Raw genomic sequence first — 21617 nt, 5'->3', positions numbered from 1 at the left:
TTCGCTACTTCGGATACATAGAGCTTCGCTACTTCGAATACGCTTACGCTTCGGATACGTTTCACTGCGATAACTACTTCGAGATTCGAAGTGGGACGTATTCGTAATTCGTAACAGAGCATAGTTTCGAATACGTAGCTTCGCTACTTCGAATACGCAGACGCTCCTAATACGTTTCACTCCGATAACTACTTCGAGATTCGAAGTGCAACGTATTCGTAATTCGTTAACGATTAATAACTTTCGTTATGTACCGCTTGTACCGCACGACCTGAAGGGTCTGCCATATTTTTAAAGCTTTCATCCCAAGCTAAAGCTGTTTCAGTTGAACAAGCAACAGACTTACCTCCCGGAACACATTCAGCAGCAGATGCTAGCGGGAAGTGCTCTTCAAAAATAGTACGGTAGTAGTAGGCTTCTTTCGTATCTGGCGTGTTGTGTGGAAATTTGAATTCCGCATTTGCTAATTGTTGATCAGACACTTGCTCTTCAACATGCTCTTTTAAGCTATCAATCCAAGAATAACCAACACCATCAGAGAATTGTTCTTTTTGACGCCATAAAATTTCTTCTGGCAAGTAGCCTTCAAATGCTTCACGAAGAACGTGCTTTTCAATTTTTCCATCTATACACATTTTGTCTTCAGGATTGATGCGCATGGCAACATCCATGAATTCTTTATCTAAAAATGGTACACGGGCTTCTATACCCCAAGCCGACATTGACTTGTTGGCACGTAAACAATCAAACATATGTAATTTGTCGAGTTTACGAACTAACTCCTCATGGAATTCTTTAGAATTTGGGGCTTTATGGAAGTATAAGTAACCACCAAAAATTTCATCAGCTCCTTCGCCTGATAACACCATTTTAATGCCCATAGCTTTAATCTTACGCGCCATTAAGCACATAGGTGTTGATGCTCGAATTGTGGTTACGTCGTAGGTTTCAATGTGATAAATCACTTCTTTTAATGCATCAATACCATCTTGAACGGTAAAGGTAATACTGTGATGTATCGTACCAATTGAGTCGGCTACCTTTTGGGCCGCAACTAAATCAGGGCTGCCTTCTAAACCACAGGCAAATGAATGTACTTTTGGCCACCAAGCTTCAGAAAGGTCATTTTCTTCAACACGTCGAGCAGAGAACTTTTGGGTGATAGATGATATTAATGATGAATCTAAACCACCTGATAATAATACACCGTAAGGTACATCTGTCATTAAATGAGCTTTAACTGAGTCTTCTAGAGAGGTTCTCAATTCAGCGATATCAGTTGTGTTATCTTTTATTGCATCAAATTCAGTCCAGTCTCGCTTATAGTATTGTTTGATTTCACCATCGTTACTGTCTAAGTAATGCCCAGGAGGAAACTCACTTACTGTTTTACAAATAGGCATCAGTGCTTTCATTTCTGAAGCGATCACAAAGTTACCGTGCTCATCATGGCCCATGTATAAAGGAATTATTCCCATGTGATCACGAGCGATTAAATAGCTGTTGTCTTCTTGGTTGTATAAACAAAAAGCAAACATGCCTTGTAATTTATCGATGAAATTAACACCAAACTCTTCGTATAAAGGTAAAATTACTTCACAGTCAGACTTAGTTTGAAAAGCGTAGTCAACGTTTAAATTAGCTTCAAGGTTCTTATGATTGTAGATCTCGCCATTAACAGCTAACACATTATTTCGATTTTGATTGTATAAAGGTTGTGCGCCATTTTCGGTATCAACAATCGCTAAGCGCTCGTGCACTAAAATAGCATTGTTATTTGAATAAACTCCAGACCAGTCAGGCCCTCGGTGTCTTAATAAACGAGAATGCTCTATGGCTTGTCCTCGTAATTCGCTGGCATCAGACTTGATGTCCAGAATACAAAATATTGAACACATAAAATATGTTTCCTTAAATAATCAAAATCGAAATAATTAACCTTTATAAACTTATTAAGGCAACAACAGGGTAAGTTACTTTGGCTGTGTTGTTCTTAACGCATATAAAACAAAGGGGCCGTTATGTAACTTTTTTACATAACGGCCCCTGAGAGTCTAATATTTGCTAATAAAAATCAATAGCATTTTGGTATAAATTAGAATATTTATTCGAATTTTTACTTTATGATTACTTTTGCTTACCTATTTACGTTGAAACTCGCTTGATTTAGACCATTGTGGCCAATCCTTTGAGTCAGCAATTTGATAAAGCACATCAAACGTTACTTGTAAATCTTGTCGTGCACCAGAAAAGTCCCATTGAGGGTTATATTCATCACACAATTGGTGATAACAACGACGCATTTCTGGTAATGTCTTTTTACGGTATTCTGCAGTTTTAGCATCTACTGGTTTACCACCGCCACCAGCATATAAAGCAGGTACACCAACTTTGGCAAAGTTGAAATGATCAGAGCGGTAATAGCTACCCGCTGCCGGGTTGGTTTCTTTCACTAAAACTCTATCTTGTTTTTTAGCGGCAACTTTAAGGTAGTTTTCCATTTCTGACTTACCTAAGCCATTAACCACTAAATCTTTGGTTTTACCAAGAATGTTTAAACTGTCTAAGTTTAAAACACCAACGGTTTTATCTAATGGGTAAATAGGGTTTTCGGCATAAAATTTAGAGCCTAGTAAACCTTGCTCCTCAGCCGTTGTGGCGATTACCGTAACAGAACGTTTTGGTGCTTTATCTAAACTGCCCAGCGCTCGAGCAATTTCAATGATACCGGCGATACCAGTCGCATTATCATGCGCGCCATTGTAAACCTTGTCACCCTTTAAGCTATCGTCACTTCCCATATGATCCCAGTGGCCTGTTAACAGCAGTTGTTCTTCAGGAGTTTCACTGCCAGGTAATGTCGCAATGAAATTATGTGATGTTGAACGCTTAATGGTACTTTTTACAGATGCGGTAGCCGTTAAACCTAATGATTTATTTATTGGCCCAAGCATCGCCTTGTTTTTATAAGTATTGAAATCTAAACCAGCTTGGGTAAATAACTCTTTTGTACTTTCTGTGGTTAACCAACCTTCAATTTGTACTCGGCTTTTATTACCATCTTCAGCAAATAATTTATATTGAGGACCCGACCAACCATTTTTTACTACTGACCAACCGTATGACGCTGGCGCTGTTTCATGAATAATAATCGCAGCAGCGGCGCCTTGTCGGCTCGCTTCTTCATACTTATATGTCCAACGACCGTAGTAAGTCATTGCTGATCCGGTAAATAAGCTTGGGATTTCTGAGGCAAAACCAGGATCGTTTACCAGCATTACTACTGTTTTTCCTTTTACATCGATGCCTTCATAATCATTCCATTTATACTCAGGTGCATTGATGCCGTAGCCGACAAATACAATTTCTGAGTCAGTAATTGTTTCTAGCTCACTTACTCTCGATGTTCCTAAAACCATCTCGGTTAAATACGTTAACTTATTGGTTTTGCCTTTACCGTTAATTGATAAGGTGGTGTCATCACCAGCTGTTATTTCAGATAACTCAACAGGTTGTAAAAAGCTGCCGTTATTACCCGGTTGCCAGCCATTCTTTTTAAATTGTGTTGTCAGGTAATCAAGTACCTTTTTTTCACCATTAGTAGTTGGTAATCTACCTTCAAATTCATCTGAAGCGATAACTTTTACATGCTCATGCAACTTGTCTGCAGAAATGTTGTGATATGCCTGCGTAAATGATTCAGCGCTTACTGCGCTCGATACCGTTACAGTTAATGCACTGAAAAGGTTGATTAATTTAGATTTTGTATTCATAAGGAGCTAGCTTTTTTAAAATTATGATGGTGTAATCTACCCGTTGTTTCGTGCAAAATAAAGAAGTTGTTACAAAGAGTTAAATTATGTAGTCAAATTATTGCTTTGTTTTAAATGACAGTTACACTTAGCAATACACCTAAATTTTCGATTCTCCAATTCTATCAGTCCATAGGGATTTTAATGATTTCAGTTGAAAATCTGAGTAAAGCATTTCCAATAAAAGCTCATAAGAAAAAATCAAATAGTCACAAGCACGACCCTCGTGAACAGGGCAGCCAGTTTCATGCTTTAAAAGATGTAAGTTTTCATTGTGACAAAGGCGAAGTGTTAGGGCTGCTAGGACCAAATGGTGCAGGTAAAACAACCACCCTTAGGATTTTATCAACAGCATTAAAGCCTGACTCTGGTGCAATTATCGTCAATGATGTTGATGTGGTTAAAACGCCAAAGGTAGCAAAACAAAAAATAGGTTTTTTATCGGGTAAAACTGGTTTGTATGGTCGTTTAACTGCCAGAGAAAACATAGAGTTTTTTGCAAAACTGCATGGGGTCAGTGACGAATTCTTACTAAACGAAGCCGATGAAATCTATGAAAGTTTAGATATAACAAGTTACTTAGATAGGCGGGTAGAACAACTGTCTACCGGCATGCAACAAAAGGTTTCTATTGCTCGTGCAGTTATCCATAAACCAGAGGTTCTGGTACTTGATGAGCCAACCACTGGGCTGGATATCATGGCGACAGAAACAATTATGGAATTTGTGCAATTAACTAAAGAACAGGGAACAGCTGTTATCTTTTCAACACATCATTTAGATGAAGTCGCTTTGCTTGCTGATAGGGTTTCTGTGATTTATCAAGGTGTTAGTTGTTTTGATGGCAGTGTTGGTGATTTTCAGCAACAATCTCGAGAGTTAGATTTACGTAAAGCATTTATGAATGTTTTAAGGGGAGCGCAATAATATGTGGCAGGTATTTATCAAAGAGCTCATTGAGCTATTACGTGATAGAAAAACGCTATTCTTTATCATCGCGTTACCTATGGTTATTTTCCCCGTTGTCTTTGGTGTGATGGGTTTTTTAGGGACTAAAGCGGCAATTTCAGAACAAGAAAAAGTAATTCGCTACGTGCTAGTGAACGAAAGCGTTGCACCAGAGTTTGCGACTTCTCTTTTTTATCATAGTGATTTCAAATCTATGAAAGTTGAAGTGGAAAACGAAGAAGACATTATTGAAAAAATTAAGGCTGATGAGTTAGATCTCGTTATTGTGTTAAATAAGGACTTTAAAGCTCAGTACAGTAATTCTGTGCCATCAGTGTGGAAAATATATTTTAATGGCTCAAACCTTATAGGCGGTACTAAGCGTAAAGTTGAAGAGGCATTAGCAACATTTAGTGAAACCTTACAAAAAGAAATGTTGGTTAACTTAGGTTTTGATGAAGAACAATTTGAGGTGTTTAAAAAACCGATAGAAATTGAAGAAATTGATACAGCAGATGAACGTGAAAGTTTTGGTGAACAATTAGGTGGATTTATCCCTTACTTGCTTATTCCTTTATGTTTAACGGGGGCGATGTATCCGGCGATAGATTTAGGCGCCGGTGAAAAAGAAAGGGGGACAATAGAAACCCTGTTGCTTACGCCAGTATCACGATTTGCACTAGTAATAGGTAAGTTCTTATGCATTTTTACAACGGCAATTATGACCGCAATGATCACCATTTTTAGTATGGTGTTTTGGACCTTTATTGTTGGGAAAGTGTTTGATGTAAAAGAGGTTTCTGAAGTGTTAGCAGCCGTTGGCTGGTTTGAGTACTCATTGATTGTATTATTATTAGCACCTGTTGCGGCAATATTTTCAGCAACGTTACTAGCTATTTCCATTTACGCAAGTAGTTATAAAGAAGCACAAAACTATATGGGGCCAATGTCCATATTTGTTATATTTCCAGTTATTGTTGGCATGACACCGGGGATTAGTCTTAATGCAACTTGGGCGCTAGTACCGGTATCAAATGTGGCGTTAGCCATTAAGGAATTACTCAAAGGCACTATCGATTATAGTTTACTCGTTCCTATTTTTGCCTCAACCGGGGTTTTTGCCTTCATATCAATACTTTTCTGTGTTTATTGGTTTAATAAAGAGTCTGTTTTATTTAGATAATGCTCATTGTGATAGAAAAACATAAAAAATAACAAAAAAATGCTTATTTTTTCTATGTTAGCGGTAATTTTCGTGTAAAATTACCGCTTTTCTATTTTAGGGCATTTGTGTCCAATACTTACTACTCAACAGCGATAGATAACTCGCGCGAGGGAACATGAATCTAGATGACATTATCTTGCAGGCAGAGCAAGCCGTAGCAAGCGCAGCCGATCCAGCTGCACTTGACCAAATTAGGGTCGAGTTTTTAGGTAAAAAAGGCAAGTTAACTGAGCAATTAAAAGGCTTGGGTAAATTAAGTGCTGAAGAACGTCCTAAAGCGGGTCAGTTAATTAACGTTGCTAAACAGCAAGTACAAAAAGCTATTCACTTAAAAGGTGAGCAGTTACGTGCTGAACAAATAAAGCAAAAGTTAGCTGCTGAATCTATTGATGTTACTCTTCCTGGCAATACTATGGAACACGGTGGCCTTCACCCTGTTACTCGCACAATCGAACGTATTGAGAGCTTTTTTGGTGAGTTAGGTTTTGAAGTTAAAGCCGGTCCTGAAATTGAAGATGACTTTCATAACTTTGATGCGTTAAATATTCCTGATCACCATCCAGCACGTGCAGACCACGATACGTTTTATTTTAATCCTAAGTTAGTGTTACGTACTCAAACTTCAGGAGTGCAAATTCGTACTATGGAAACTGAGAAGCCACCATTGCGTATTATCTCTCCTGGCCGTGTATATCGTAACGATTACGACCAAACGCACACGCCAATGTTTCACCAAGTGGAAGGTTTAATGGTTGATAAAGATGTTAGCTTTACTCATTTAAAGGGTATTTTGCACGACTTCTTACATAACTTTTTTGAAGAAGACTTAGAAATTCGTTTCCGTCCTTCTTATTTCCCGTTCACCGAACCTTCAGCTGAAGTTGATGTGATGGGTAAAAACGGTAAATGGTTAGAAGTATTAGGCTGTGGCATGGTTCACCCTAATGTTTTACGCAGTGTTGGTATTGACCCTGAAGTTTATACCGGTTTTGCTTTTGGTATGGGGGTTGAGCGATTAAGCATGTTGCGTTACGGCGTTAATGACTTACGTTCATTCTTTGAAAATGATCTTCGCTTCTTAAAACAGTTCAAGTAGGAAAGCCATAAAATGAAATTTAGTGAATCTTGGTTACGTGAGTGGGTAAATCCTGCGATATCTTCAGATGAGTTAGCTCATCAAATTACCATGGCTGGCCTAGAAGTAGACGGCGTTGATCCAGTTGCTGGCGAATTTACCAATGTTGTAGTTGGCGAAGTGATTGAATGTGGGCAGCACCCTGATGCAGACAAATTGCAAGTAACCAAAGTAAATGTTGGTGACGAAGTCGTTGATATCGTTTGTGGCGCAAAAAACTGTCGCTTAGGCCTTAAGGTTGCTGTTGCTAAAGTTGGCGCAGTATTGCCTGGTAACTTTAAAATTAAGAAAGCCAAGCTACGCGGTGTTCCATCACACGGTATGCTTTGTAGTGAGTCAGAAATTGGTTTAGCTGAAAGCTCTGATGGCATTCTTGAATTACCTACAGATGCACCGATAGGTACGTGTATACGTGAATACTTGAACTTAAACGATGTTACTATTGATGTTGATTTAACCGCAAACCGTGGTGACTGCCTAGGTATAAAGGGTATCGCTCGTGAAGTTGGAGTTTTAAATAACATCGCTGTTACTGAAGTAGAAATTACTGAGCAAGCAGCAACGATTACTGATGCCTTAGATGTAAATATTATAGCAGGTCAAGCATGTCCTCGATATTTAGCTCGTGTTATTAAAAATATTAATGCACAGGCTGTTACACCTCTTTGGATGGTTGAAAAACTGCGTCGTTGTGGTGTGCGTTCAATCGACCCTGTAGTTGATGTAACTAATTTTGTTTTGTTAGAGCTTGGGCATCCAATGCATGCGTTCGATTTAGCTAAAATTGACGGTGCAATCAATGTTCGCTTTGCCAATGAAAATGAAGAATTAACTCTTTTAGATGGTGCAGAAGTTAAGCTTTCTAAAGAAACCTTGGTAATTGCTGATAACAGTAAAGCGCTAGCAATGGCTGGTATTTTTGGTGGTCAAGACTCTGGTGTAACTGAAGCGACTACTGATATTTTATTAGAAAGTGCGTTCTTTGCTCCACTTGCTATTTTAGGTAAAGCTCGCCAATACGGTTTACATACAGATGCTTCTCATCGTTATGAGCGTGGTGTTGACCCACAATTGCAACGTCAAGCCATTGAGCGTGCAACAGCATTATTACTAGAAATTGTTGGTGGTGAAGCTGGCCCGGTAGTTGAAGGTATCAGCGAAGAACACATTCCTGCACCTCGCGTGGTTACATTGCGTCGTAATAAATTAGATTCTCGTATCGGAATCCACATTGAAACTGAGCAAGTTACTGAAATTTTGACTCGTTTAGGATTGAATGTTGAATTTAACGATGACGTATGGACTGCTACAGTTCCTGCTTACCGTTTTGATATTTCAATTGAAGAAGACTTAACTGAAGAAGTTGCTCGTGTATATGGTTACAACAATATTCCTAATGTTTCACCAAAAGCTATGCTTACAATGCGTAGCCATAAAGAAGCAAAACTGAACATTGCCAAATTCCGTAATACTCTTGTTACTCGTGGTTACCAAGAAGCAATTACCTATTCATTTGTTGACCCAAAAGTACAATCGTTATTGCACCCAGAAGAAGAGGTAATGACTTTACCGCACCCAATTTCTTCTGAAATGTCAGTTATGCGATTAAGTTTATGGACTGGTTTAATCCAATCAGTAGTAAACAACCAAAACCGTCAACAAAGCCGCGTACGTTTATTTGAGTGTGGCTTACGTTTTGTTCCAGATAGCGATGCAGAAAATGGCGTTCGTCAAGAAGCAATGATTTCTGGTGTTATTACCGGTCTTAAAACAGGCGAGCATTGGAATTTAGAAAAAGCTGCAGTAGACTTTTTTGATGCCAAAGGTGATGTTGAAGCGTTACTTGCGTTAACCGCCGATGCTAATTCATATGAATTTAAAGCTGCTGATATTCCAGCGCTTCATCCTGGACAAACTGCGGCAATCTATCGTGGTGAAGTTTTAGTTGGCTATGTGGGTACAATTCATCCTGAGCTTGAACGCAAACTTGGCTTAAATGGTCGAACGTTAGCGTTTGAATTATTACAGAGTGAAATATTGCAGCAAAAAATACCACAAGCGAGTGCTATATCTAAGTTCCCGGCTAACCGTCGAGACATAGCTGTAGTGGTTAAAAATGAAATAAATGCAAAAAAAGTGCTACAACTCATTGAAAAGGTTGGCACAAATCATTTAGTTAGCCTAGAATTATTTGATGTATACCAAGGTAAAGGTATCGAACCCGGTTTTAAGAGTCTGGCAATAGCATTAACGTTGCAAGATAACGAGAGAACACTTGAAGATAAAGATATCTCAGAAGTCGTAAATACTGTGGTCGATGCATTAAAAAGCGAACTTGACGCATCATTGAGAGACTAAAAATATGGCGCTAACCAAAGCAGAAGTATCAGAACACTTATATGAAGAACTCGGTTTAAGTAAACGAGATGCCAAATTATTGGTAGAAGAGTTCTTTGAAGAGATAAGAGGAAGTTTAGAAAGTGGCGAACAAGTTAAATTATCAGGTTTTGGTAATTTTGATTTGCGCGTTAAAAATGAACGACCAGGTCGAAACCCTAAAACGGGCGAAGACATTCCTATTTCTGCACGGAAAGTTGTAACTTTTAGACCGGGGCAAAAATTAAAGAACCGAGTTGAAGAAGCGAACAATTCTTAGCGGATATTGTTATCTTATTGAAAAGGCTGCATTTGCAGCCTTTTTTAGTTCAGGGATGATGGAATGCAAATCGTCATGGACCGTTCCGACGCATCCATGCGTTCACGGCATACACAACTTCCTTGTTGAAAACGGCAATAGATTTGTAACTCCTTTCTAGGGCCGAATCCTTTCTTAACTAAGTAACGAATCTCGAAGTAATTATCGTAGTGAAACGTATTCGAAGCGTCAGCGTATCCGAAGTAGCGAAGCTACGTATTCTGACCTAAAGTAAAAAGTTTCCTCCTTGATGTTTAACTTAAATCCCTATAGGTTAAATAAACAACTATTAAAATAATTAAGGCTTCCCTGTGTCGAATCAAGATAAACCCCTAGGTTTTTGGACTACTACGTCTTTAGTTACTGGTAATATGATTGGTAGCGGCATTTTCTTATTACCGGCATCACTAGCACTTTATGGGGGAGTAAGTATTTGGGGTTGGGTATTTTCAGCGTTGGGTTCACTGGCGCTTGCCTATATGTTTGCAAATTTAGCTCGAAAGATAAAAGGTTCAGGCGGTCCCTATAATTATACCAGAGCTGAGTTTGGTGACTTTATGGGGTATCTGGTCGCTTGGGGCTACTGGGTTTGTATGTTTACGGCCAATGCTGCGATTGCTATCGCGCTGGTTAGTTACTTATCGGTATTTATACCTGAGCTGAAACAGCAAGGGATATTTACAGTGTGCGTGACTCTTAGTGTTGTGTGGTTTTTAGTCTTAATAAATCTACGAGGCGTTAAAGAAGCAGGGCGAGTGCAGTTAATCACAACCTTGATGAAAGCCGTTCCACTACTGATCATTGCCGTAGTTGGCTTATTTTACTTGCAACCATCACACTTTCAACCATGGAACTTATCACAAGAATCTGATTTTTCTGCAATAGCTTCTACAGCTGTACTGACCTTATGGGCATTTCTTGGGTTAGAGTCGGCAAATATTCCTGCCGATGAAGTTGAAAACCCCGAGCAAAATGTACCTCGAGCAGCGGTGTTAGGAACGCTAATTTCAGCGTGTATATATATACCTGGAACCATAGCAGTGATGGGATTAATAGAACCGAGTGTGTTAGCACAATCCAATGCGCCATTTGCAGATGCGGCTGCTTTATTGTTCGGTAATTGGGCCTACTATTTGGTTGGTGGAATTGCAGTAGTTTCATGTTTTGGCGCGCTAAATGGCTGGACTTTATGCGTAGGTCAAGTGCCGATGTCAGCCGCGAAAGATGGCTTGTTTCCACAAGTGTTTGCCGAGCAATCCAGTAAAGGTGTTCCGGTAAAAGGCATTGTCATATCGTCAACATTAGTATCATTATTAGTTCTGATGAACTTCGAACAGAAATTGGTCGATCAATTTACTTTTATTATATTACTATCAACACTAACTTCAGTGTTGCCATATTTAGTTTGTGCGGTGGTGAATTTTAGAATGGTTTTACGTGACTCTAAATCTAGTGATACTAAACCTTCAGCAATTACGCTGCTGTTAGCAGTCATTGCTATTTTATTCTCTACTTGGATTATTGTGAATATGGGGCTCACGACAGTTGTATGGGGCTTTGCCTTACTTGCTGCGGCGGTACCATTTTACTTTATAATGAAAAGAAGCCCTCAATCAGTACCGGCCGCTGATAAATCTTGATGTAATAACTGATGAAATAAATGTTCACCAGCTTCTTTAGAAACGGACAAACGACCGGTGTCATAACCTTTAGAAGCTAATCCACGTTGGACCGACTCGCATACATAGGAGTCTTCGGCTTGAACTTTATTGGCAATTGTTACGCTGTTGTCTTTAAACTCCTGAGTATTTTTTGGATTACTGTCATCAAAAAAATAATCAAAAATTACTCGGCATGAATCAACGCTAATAGGTTCAACAATCATTATTCCCATGATGCCATCGTATAAATTAAACATTACATTGGGGTATTGCCAAAAGTAACGCGCTGTACCGGTTCTAACATCAGAAAATTCATTGTCTCTCTTTTTAGTAGGGCAAGATTGTAAGCAATATTTGTCTTTGATTTCAATTTTATAAAGCTTGCCATCAAGAGCGCTGTTTAACCCTTTATGTAAAATAGGGACGTGATAGCCGCCATCTAAATAATTATCGACATAGACTTTCCAGTTGCAGTTCATCTCATAACTTACCCGTTTATGAAAATTCATTTTTTCGATGTTCAAGGGCTCAAATTGATTAACTAAGTCGCCTAAAAATTCAGACAATGGCGCAGCATTGTCGTTTAAACAAATAAAGACCCATTGCTGCCAAATCTCCACTCTGACTTCTTTTAAACCATTTTTACTTTTATCAAAGTTACATACTTCTGCAAACTTTGGGGTCGCAGCCAGCGTACCGTCAAGCTTATAGCTCCATGCGTGATATGGGCAGGTTAAGGCTCTTGCGCAACCAGTACCAGTTTTCATCACTTGTGCTGCGTGATGGCGACATACATTATAAAACGCTTTAATTGATTCAGAGCGAACGATAACGATAGGTTGGCCAGCAATTTCTGTTGCTACGTAATCACCTTGTTGCTTAAATTGTTCAACTCGAGCGGCAATTAGCCAGTTATTTGTAAATACTGAGTCTTGTTCTAAATTAGCTATTTCAGGGGTTGTGTACCAAGCACTGGGGGGCGTTGAAGCAAGCTCAATCGGGTTTGAACTTTTATAACTGTTTATTATATTTTTTATATCCATGTTTACCTTAACTATTATTATTGTTTTAAAAGGCTAATACCTAATTTTTATAAAGATTTTCTTTGCTGAGCTTTAGCTATGGACTTTTTTATCGCAACAATTTGCTGTTCACATAGACGTTTATTTTCTGCAGATTTATTACCACAGGTTGTTTTCTGAGGTTTCTCAACCATTGCGACAGCAATTCCCAAATAAGCAGCTGCTTCTAACGGGCTATTCGATTGCACCCTTGGGCCGAAAGTGGTTTCGTTTGATGCGCAAGCGGATATAAAAAAGCTTGTGATAAGCATAATAGAAAGTACTTTTTTCATTCCATGTTACCCATACTTTACATTCATATATAAAGTATATCAGAGAATTTGAAAAAGTAATTTTGTGGGGATTTTTTATAATGAAGAAGGTAAGCGTTTAATAAAGTAAACGCTTAATAGAAGTGGCTGTACCCTTTAAAGGGTAGAAGCTTCGCGTTGTTTTCTCGCTAAATATTTAGTCATAGCTTTACCTACTGCAAAAAAAGCAAAACTGGCCGTAACATGCGTAGCCGCACCAAAGCCGCCGCTGCAATCTAGACGCATGGCGCCATCATTACTTTGTTTCGCATGACAAACTCCGCCTTCACTCGTTGGATACATTAGCTGCTCTGTTGAAAAAACCGCATCAATACCGAATTTACGTTTTACATTCTTGGGAAAATTAAAATCACGGCGTAATTGATTTTTAACCTTGGCTAATAACGGGTCTTGATAGGTTTTACTTAAATCTGCAATTTCAATCTTCGTTGGGTCTATCTGTCCGCCAGCACCACCTACAGTGATCATTGGCAGCTTTTGACGCTTACAGTGAGCGATTAATGAGGTTTTAACTTTAACTGAATCAATGGCATCTATCACGTAATCAAACTCATTGGTGATTAACTCAAACAAGTTCTCTTGAGTGATAAAGTCTTCAACTTCATTAACGATACAATCTGGATTAATTTGTTTTATACGGTCGCTCATTACTTCAACTTTGCCTTCGCCTATGGTGTCAGCTAATGCATGAATTTGGCGGTTCGTATTTGTTATGCAAATATCATCAAGATCAATTAAAGTGATTTGGCCAATACCATTGCGAGCAAGTGCCTCAGCTGCCCAAGAACCAACGCCACCTATGCCGATTACGCAAAAGTGTGCTTGTTGGATATGTTTAGCACCATCAACGCCATATAAGCGTTCGATACCACCAAAACGTAATTGATAATCAGACATTTAAAACCACTGTATTCTTCGATAAGTAAAATCCGCGCTATTATAACGAAAAAATTAAAAAGGGGTCAGTGATATTTTTATTAACAGTATAAAATATCACTGACCCCTTTAATGCTTTGAACAATGCTAGGCTTTGAGTACTTTACTCACCATGCTTTTTGAATTACCAATTAGTTTTGAACTGTATGCTTTCAAGCGCAGTAATAGCACATAAGCAAGCGGTACCAAATACAAACTGGTGACTGTTGAAAAGGTTAGGCCGCCAATAATTGCAATGGCCATTGGTGCATACGTTGGGCCATCGCCCCCCACTTGAGTGTTACCTAACGCTAATGGGATTAAACCCAAAATGGTGGTGGAAACTGTCATTAAAATAGGCCGCAACCTATCCTTACAGCCTTGCATTACAGCAGCTTCAATCGCTTCACCTTTTTCAATTAACTGGTTGATCCTGTCAACCAGTACGATACCATTATTAACAACTATCCCCATCAATATCAGCATACCTATCATTCCCATAACCGACATTGAACTGCCAGTGATTAAAAATGCCCAAAACACACCGACAAAAGAAAATAGTAATGAGGTGATCACTGCCGTTGGTAGTAGTAAACTTTCAAATAATGCAGCCATAACGATGTAAATCATGCATACCGCAAGTAGCATATTTTGACCCATTACATTTTCAGTCTCATCTTGACGAACAAAGCTGCCATCTAAGCTGTAGTTGTAACCTGAAGGAAGGGCTACTGCAGATAACGTAGCTTCAAGCTTTTCTTTTGCTTCTTCTAGGGTAATATCATCTAAATTTGCTTGTATAGTTATCGCGGTTTGGCGATTGTAACGACGGATCTCGGTTAAACTTGGTTTAATGGTTAAAGTCGCGACATTATCAAGGGTTATGATCTTACCGTCATGTTCTATTACTGGTAGTTTTTTTAACTCATCAATAGACTTTTTAACTTTTAAATCGTAATTAAGCCAAATATCCAATTCACCGCTATCACCATGTCGATAGGTTCTCAGAGGTTGCCCACGAAGTGCTAAAGCAATAGCGCTAGAAACGTCTTGAGTGCTTAGGCCATGTCGAAATGCAGCCGTTCTATCGACGCTAATTTGCATTTCTTTTTTCTCTCCACGGATGTCAGAGCTCACATCGGTAATGCCATCAATATGCTCTATTAATGGGATAAGGTTATTTTTTAACTCAATCAGAACGTCAGTAGATATACCGGTTAAGTTAATTTGTACGCCGCCGCCGTTACCTTGGTCGAAACCAAACCGTGGAGTCGCACGAACAAATTTTGGCAGGTTTTCGCGTATCTTATCTTTCAATTCTTTCATTGAGATAGGTAATTCGCCATCATGTAAAATCAATGTCGTTTGCAGGCTATGGCCAGCGTAATAGCTGTAAACTGAATCTATTAAAAACTCGTCTTTATTGCTGTATAGGTAGTTTTCCATTTTAGTAATGATTTTTTCAGCCGTTTCGAAATTGAACTGGTCATTTATTTCCCAGCTAATAAACAGACGGTTATCATTAAAATTCTGTTCTTCATCACCGGTTACAAACTGCAAGGGAATCGCAATACTGAATAAAATTAAAAACGCTATGATTGATGTTGCCACTTTGTGGTGATGAGTCCATCGTAAGCTTTTTAAATAATACTGTTCAAATCGACTCGCTTTAGCGCGTTTTTGTTTCTGCGTAACTTGTGATTTTATTTTGCTGGTTAGTAAGGGGATTAACGTTTGAGCAATCAACAGTGACGCAAATAATGATATACATATTGCGATAGCTACATGCTCTAAAAATATGGTGATATCTATTTTAGTGCCAACAATGTTAGGTAAAAAAACAATCATTGTCGTTGCAGTACCGGCGATAACGGCCAGAGAAACTTTATTTACGCCTTTTTTAGTCGCCTCAACGATATCATCATTGTTTTGTTTTTCTTGAAATATTGACTCTGTAATTACCACGGAGTTATCAACCAGCATACCAACCGCGAGCAAAAGGCCCATCATTGATAAGATATTTAAACTATAACCAGCAAAGTACATCACGCCTAAGGTAATACAAATTGAAATAGGAACAGATAACACCACAATCATGGTAGTAACAAAATGACGCAAAAATAGGTAGAGCACACCAACCGACAGTAGTGCCCCCAACATACCGGCATTTAATAAATCAGACAGGGAATCAGTCACACCTTTTGCTGTGTCATCCATGATGTAAAGGTTAATACCGTTAAATTGTGGGTTGTCATTAACTTGTTCAATTACATTTAAAACTCGTTTTGAAACTTCAACTAAGTTGGCATTTGACTCTTTTAGGATATTCATTCCTATAGCGTAGGTTTGATCTAAATGTCTTCCTTCCCAAGGAATAGGCAAGGTCATCTCTACACTGGCAATATCTTTTAAACGAATATTATCTTGAACAATCAAATTCTTGATTTCATCAATGCTACGATACTCGCCAACGGGGTTAACCATTACTTTTTCGCCGTTGTCATAAAAATGACCAGCTGCCATAGAGAAGTTATTTTCATTAAGGTTTTTAACCAACAACGCTCTATCAATATGCAGTGCTACTAATTTATCTGGATCTAACCTAATGCTTATTTGACGTTTGTCTACGCCATACAACTCAACTTTACTGACCCCTTGTACGCGCTCGAGAGGGCGTTTTAAGTTTCTGTCGAGTAAATCATAGGCTAATGATAAGTCTTGCTCTGACGAGATCCTAAGTTGAAATATAGGAAAGTCATTGGTATTAAATTGATAAACTAAAACACGTTCAACATCGCGAGGGAGTAGGTGGCGAATTGCATCGACATTCTCCCTAGCTTCAATACTTTTGGCATTGATATTTTCATCCCAATCAAACTCTAACTGAATATCGGCGCCACCTTCATGTGACGTCGAGCGCATGCGTTTAATACCAGAAATGGTCGCTAATGACTCTTCAATTGGGCGGGTGATCAACCGTTCAACTTCAGCAGGTGAGGCATCAGGATAAGGCACATTAATCCAAAGTTGCGGAATATCGATCCCTGGAAATTTTTCAAGGGGCAATAAACGACTGGAAATAATGCCGGTAAGTAATAAAGATAAAAATATCATGATCACGGTAATAGGGCGCTTTAAAGCAAATGTAGCTAAAGTTGCACCTACGGTTTCTTTATTATTGCTGTCATTTAAACTTGGTTGCTGTTCTGCCATTTGTTTTGGTGAATTAGGCATGGGCTTCTCCAAATCGTTTACGATCAAATAAACTGTACAAAACTGGGATGAAAAACAGCGTTAACAGCGTCGCAAATAATAAACCGAAAATAACCGTGATTGCCATTGGTGCTCTAATCTCAGCACCGTCACCGGTACTTATCGCTAATGGTAATAAGCCAAGGGTCGTGGTTAGTGTTGTCATTATAATAGGGCGCAATCGCGATGTTGCAGATGTCATAATCGCATCACTTTTAGCCATACCTGATTCGCGTAATTGGTTAATGCGATCAACTAAGACAATGGCGTTGTTAACGACTATACCGGCCAACATGATAAGACCAATGAACACAATGACACTTAGTGGCGTTTGCGTGATAAACAGACCATAAATTGACCCTGCGGCAGCTAATGGTACGGTAAACAAAATCAGTAAAGGGTGCAGTAAAGACTCAAACTGCGAGGCCATTACCAGGTACACTAGAAATACTGCAAGTAATAGCGCAAACATTAGAGAGTTAAATGACACATCCATTTCTTCATTTTGGCCGGTAATGGTAGCACTAACATTTAACGGGATATTTAAATCATCAATGATGGTTTGTAGCTCTTGTACCGCACCGCTGATATCACCAAAGGCAAAGTTCGCTGAAATAACAGCTGCTCGCTGTTGCCCAATACGAGTGATCTCACTAGGGCCGACTGAAAGCTTCACATCGGCTACTGCTGAAAGTGGAATAGCTTTGTCACTTTGAGGGTTAATAATAATTTGTTTAATGTCGCTAACTGAGTCACGACTTGCTTCATCAGCGCGTACTAAAATATCGACCTTTTTATCTTTTATCGAATATTGGCTGGCAATAGCTCCGCCAACTTTGGTTGATAAAAGTTTGGCAACTTGCGGAGCAGTTAAGCCCAGTTGCGCTAAACGTTGATGGTCGAAAAATACTTTAATTTCAGGGTGACCATTTTGCAAAGAGGTTTTTACATCAATAAAGCGTTTATTATCATTAAGTTTGTTACTGATCACATCGCTATATCGTTTGAGTAAATCTAAGTCATAGCCTGCAAGTTCAATCTCAATAGGTGGCTTAAAACTAAACAGCTCTGGGCTTGAAAACTTCATTTGTATGCCAGGAATTGTTTGTAAAAAGTTACGCAAATGCACCATAACAAATTGTTCGTCTGCTTTTGTACTGCCTTCTTTCAGTACTACATTTAACCGACCCCAGTAGTCACCACCTTGAGCTGGCGATGCGTTCATTAAGCTACCTGTTCCCGCTAACGCATACGTTCTGTCTACTTGTGCTAAGGTTGCAGCTTCGTTAGAAAGTTTGGCTAGCGTATTATCTGTTTTCTCCAGCGGTGTACCAGGTTGTTGGCTGATCTCTACGTAAAACTCACCCTGCGCAAGCGGTGGGATAACTTCAACATTTAACTGTTTAACCAGTGGTATGGCAGAGCCGCTCATTGCAATGATAATGAACAGTACAGCAATACGCTGGTTTAGCGCCATCGCCAATAAGTTTTGATATATACGGGCTAAGCCATTATAAATTTTATCGAACATCCAAAGCAGCGGAGTAAACGCTTTGCTCAATAATAACTTTAAGCTTCTAAAGATGAAGGTGACTACCATAGAAACAAGTAATGGCAGGTAATAAAATAATCCTCTGAACAACCAGACAAATGGTGTCGCAAGATAGTATTTTAATTTTTGAAATTTTGTTGCATCAGACGCTAATTGTCGTTTGCTGGTAATGCTTTCATCAATCGTTGATTGTTTAAATTCACGCGATGACAACATTGGAATAAGCGTCAAGGCAACGATAAGCGACGCGAGTAGTGCAAACGTAACGGTTAATGCTTGATCTCTAAATAGTTGTCCTGCAATGCCCTCAACAAACACCAACGGGAAAAATACTGCCATAGTGGTTAATGTCGATGCCATAATAGCGGTGGACACTTCTTTTGTTCCTATTACTGCTGCGTTTTTATTTGAAGTGTTGTCAGAGCTATCTAGTAACTCTTTTTGGCGAGCAATATTTTCTAATACCACAATGGAGTTATCTACCAACAAGCCAACAGCTAAAGCAATACCACCTAAGCTCATGATATTTAGGCTAATGTCGTTTCCATACATTAAATTAAAGGTAGCAATAACTGATACGGGAATTGAGATAGATATTATGACGGTTGCCCAAATGTTTTTTAAGAAGAAGAACAAAACCAGCATAGCTAATAAGCCACCGATAATTGCTGCACTTTTTACTTCATTAATGGCATTCGCAATGAACGTTGATTGATCATAAACTTTAATAAGCTCAAGATCTTCAGGGAGCTCACCGGTTAATTGCTCTACTCGAAAATCTACTTTTTTGGCTACATTTACCGTGTTTGCATCGCCTTCTTTATATAAGGCAATTTCAACAGCTTCAGCGCCATTTACTCGAGTAATTGAAGTACGCTCTTTGTGAGAATCAATAACTTTAGCAATGTCTGATAAGCGAATGTGTTTTCCATCAACACTAGTGATATACACATTACGCATGTCATTTAAATTTTTGAATTGGTTTAGGGTACGAACTAGATATTCTTGGGTACCATCTTCGACACGGCCGCCTGATTGATTAATATTTTCTTGCTGTAATCGTTCAACAATAAGTTGGCTGTCAATGCCAAGCTGGCTCACCTTGTGCTGGTCAATTAGAATTTGAATCTCTTTTTCTAAACCGCCACCCAGTTTTACAGATGCAACACCGCTGACTGATTCAAGTTTTCTTTTTAATTCTTCGTCAGCGTAATCTCTTATTGATTTTAGTTTTTGCTCATCAAAATCTTCACTACTTTGTTTAGTTTTTAATGCAAACCGAATAATGGGATCTAAATTAGGGTTAAATCGTAACAATAAAGGTTTTTTAACATCTAATGGCAGGCGTATAACATCGAGCTTTTCTCTAACCTCAAGGCTGGCCAAATCCATTTCGGTACCCCATTCAAATTCAAGCAACACGTCTGATTGTCCTGCTTTTGAAATCGATTGCACATTGCGTACACCTTTAACAATGCCGACAACTTCTTCAATAGGTTTAGTCACCAACTGTTCAACTTCACCTGGTGCTGCTCCGAGGTAGTCGGTACGAATTGTTAGGGTAGGGTAAGATAATTCGGGTAATAAATTTACCGATAACTTTGATAAGCTCACCATACCAAATAGTAATACAGCAAACGTAAACATCCACACAGTTACCGGTCTTTTAACCGCAACATTAACCACGTTCATAGCAATTTCCTTTATTTTTTATTTCTATTATTGTTGGGTATTGCTTAAATAGCGTCAATTACTTGAATAACCGCTTGGTCTTTTAAGTTGTTTTGTCCGGTAGTTACTACCTGTGCATCAAGGTCCAAACCATCGATGATCTCGACAAATGACTCGTCCTCATAACCAAGTGTAACAATGGTTTTGTGGGCTTTATTATCATTAATGGTAAACACCGTATGCTTGTTATCCATAGAGATCAGCGCTTTTTTTGGTAAAAGTTTGGTGTTGCTATGTACGTCATAAACCAATTTAACTTGCGCAAACATACCTGCTTTAAGTTTATTGTCAGGGTTTTCAACTTTAAGTTTTACACTAAAGGTGCCTGTTTCTGAATCAACAACAGGGCTTATGCGTTCGACATGAGCGATTACTTCCTCGTTTGGAAATGCGGTAAAGCTTAGTTTTGCCGGCTGGTTTATACGCAATTTACTTAACTCTTGTTCAGGTAAATTTACGGTACTTTCTAATACTTGAAGTTTTACGATATGAAATAGTTTTTGGCTTTGATATTGCTCAACCAGGTTGCCTTCTTTTACGTAACGTTTAGCTATATAACCTGAAATAGGTGCAAGTATTTTTGTTTCTTTTAAATCCAACTCTGCAATTTTTACATTGGATTTGGCAATTTCATATTGCCACTTTAATTTATCTAACGTATCAGTACTTACTAACTTTTGACTATGAACTTTATTGATTCTGTCTAGCTCTAGTCTTAAGCTTGAAAGCTCTGCTTGTGCTTTTTCAGCTCTTAGTTGAAATCTCTCTGGTTCTATTTCAGCTAATAAATCACCAGCTTGTACAAATTGTCCTTCTTCAACGTACAACTTTTCAAGAATCCCTGAAGCTTTTGAAATAACTTCAGCTTCTTCTTTTGGCTCTAACACGGTAGTCGTAACATAGTTAGAACTAATATCACCATTTTGCACTAAGGCAACTTCTACAGGAATGGCAATAACTTCAACTGTTTTTTCTTCTGCAACAGCTTCTGCATTATTACAGCCAGTTAAAAACATTGAAGAAGAAAGCATTGTAGATGCTAGAAGAGCTGCTTTTAAATTAAATTTAGTAGATTTCATCACTTTGTACCTATATATATTATCTAGACCTAACATTGCATTGACTGTGCCAATTGTAATAAAAACTTTTAAATCGTTATTTTTCAGTTGTTTAGGGTGTTAAAGAATTTGAAGGTATTTTAGATGTTTAGTGATGTTAGTTAAATTTACAAAATGTTAGCAAATATAACTAAATGTTAACAGAATGTTAAAAAGCTATATCTTTCAGAAGGTTATATT

Annotated in this window: 14 protein-coding genes; 6 read left to right on the top strand and 8 right to left on the bottom strand. The window is 38.5% G+C overall.

Annotated elements, in window-relative coordinates:
- Nucleotides 1–233: 233 nt before the first annotated feature.
- Both asnB and RI845_RS11630 read right to left on the bottom strand, forming a co-directional pair.
- Nucleotides 234–1898: an asparagine synthase B gene (gene asnB, locus RI845_RS11635; RefSeq protein WP_348386335.1), complete on the bottom strand. Its 1665-nt coding sequence runs from the start codon at nucleotides 1896–1898 to the stop codon at nucleotides 234–236.
- Nucleotides 1899–2141: 243 nt separating this feature from the next.
- Nucleotides 2142–3773 (bottom strand): M28 family metallopeptidase, encoded by a 1632-nt coding sequence (locus tag RI845_RS11630; protein ID WP_348386334.1) that lies wholly within the window; start codon nucleotides 3771–3773, stop codon nucleotides 2142–2144.
- 183 nt (nucleotides 3774–3956) lie between these two features.
- Between RI845_RS11630 and RI845_RS11625 the strand changes: the two genes are divergently transcribed.
- From RI845_RS11625 to RI845_RS11600, 6 genes are all read left to right on the top strand, one after another.
- Nucleotides 3957–4739, top strand: coding sequence for an ABC transporter ATP-binding protein (locus RI845_RS11625; protein ID WP_348386333.1), 783 nt, complete (start codon nucleotides 3957–3959; stop codon nucleotides 4737–4739).
- A 1-nt stretch (nucleotide 4740) separates the two neighbouring features.
- Nucleotides 4741–5943 (top strand): ABC transporter permease, encoded by a 1203-nt coding sequence (locus RI845_RS11620; protein ID WP_348386332.1) that lies wholly within the window; start codon nucleotides 4741–4743, stop codon nucleotides 5941–5943.
- A 157-nt stretch (nucleotides 5944–6100) separates the two neighbouring features.
- Nucleotides 6101–7081, top strand: coding sequence for a phenylalanine--tRNA ligase subunit alpha (pheS, locus tag RI845_RS11615; protein WP_348386331.1), 981 nt, complete (start codon nucleotides 6101–6103; stop codon nucleotides 7079–7081).
- A gap of 12 nt (nucleotides 7082–7093) precedes the next feature.
- Entirely contained in the window at nucleotides 7094–9478 is a 2385-nt protein-coding gene (pheT, locus tag RI845_RS11610) for a phenylalanine--tRNA ligase subunit beta (protein WP_348386330.1), read from the top strand.
- A 4-nt stretch (nucleotides 9479–9482) separates the two neighbouring features.
- Nucleotides 9483–9776, top strand: coding sequence for an integration host factor subunit alpha (gene ihfA, locus RI845_RS11605; protein WP_348386329.1), 294 nt, complete (start codon nucleotides 9483–9485; stop codon nucleotides 9774–9776).
- Between the two features lie 350 nt (nucleotides 9777–10126).
- On the top strand, nucleotides 10127–11455 hold the full coding sequence (locus RI845_RS11600; RefSeq protein WP_348386328.1) for an amino acid permease: 1329 nt from the start codon (nucleotides 10127–10129) through the stop codon (nucleotides 11453–11455).
- On the opposite strand, the gene RI845_RS11595 is transcribed toward RI845_RS11600, so the two are convergent.
- The 6 genes from RI845_RS11595 to RI845_RS11570 all read right to left on the bottom strand — a co-directional run bounded on the left by RI845_RS11595 (nucleotide 11425) and on the right by RI845_RS11570 (nucleotide 21398).
- Complete coding sequence (locus RI845_RS11595) at nucleotides 11425–12519, bottom strand: aromatic ring-hydroxylating oxygenase subunit alpha (RefSeq protein WP_348386327.1); 1095 nt, start codon at nucleotides 12517–12519, stop codon at nucleotides 11425–11427. The two genes, RI845_RS11600 and RI845_RS11595, sit on opposite strands and share 31 nt — an antisense overlap.
- A 47-nt stretch (nucleotides 12520–12566) precedes the next feature.
- Entirely contained in the window at nucleotides 12567–12830 is a 264-nt protein-coding gene (locus RI845_RS11590) for a hypothetical protein (protein ID WP_348386326.1), read from the bottom strand.
- Between the two features lie 135 nt (nucleotides 12831–12965).
- Complete coding sequence (tcdA, locus tag RI845_RS11585) at nucleotides 12966–13766, bottom strand: tRNA cyclic N6-threonylcarbamoyladenosine(37) synthase TcdA (RefSeq protein ID WP_348386325.1); 801 nt, start codon at nucleotides 13764–13766, stop codon at nucleotides 12966–12968.
- 126 nt (nucleotides 13767–13892) lie between these two features.
- The gene (locus tag RI845_RS11580) at nucleotides 13893–16997 is read right to left on the bottom strand and encodes an efflux RND transporter permease subunit (protein WP_348389539.1); all 3105 of its coding nucleotides are present in this window, start codon (nucleotides 16995–16997) and stop codon (nucleotides 13893–13895) included.
- A gap of 13 nt (nucleotides 16998–17010) precedes the next feature.
- Nucleotides 17011–20280: an efflux RND transporter permease subunit gene (locus tag RI845_RS11575; RefSeq protein WP_348386324.1), complete on the bottom strand. Its 3270-nt coding sequence runs from the start codon at nucleotides 20278–20280 to the stop codon at nucleotides 17011–17013.
- A 44-nt stretch (nucleotides 20281–20324) separates the two neighbouring features.
- Nucleotides 20325–21398 carry an efflux RND transporter periplasmic adaptor subunit gene (locus tag RI845_RS11570; RefSeq protein ID WP_348386323.1) on the bottom strand — a complete coding sequence of 358 codons (1074 nt, stop codon included), beginning with the start codon at nucleotides 21396–21398 and terminating at the stop codon, nucleotides 20325–20327.
- Between the last annotated feature and the right edge of the window lie 219 nt (nucleotides 21399–21617).

The organism is Thalassotalea nanhaiensis, assembly GCF_031583575.1.
GTDB classification, from domain to species: domain Bacteria; phylum Pseudomonadota; class Gammaproteobacteria; order Enterobacterales; family Alteromonadaceae; genus Thalassotalea_A; species Thalassotalea_A nanhaiensis.
This window is presented reverse-complemented; position numbering and strand designations above follow the sequence as displayed.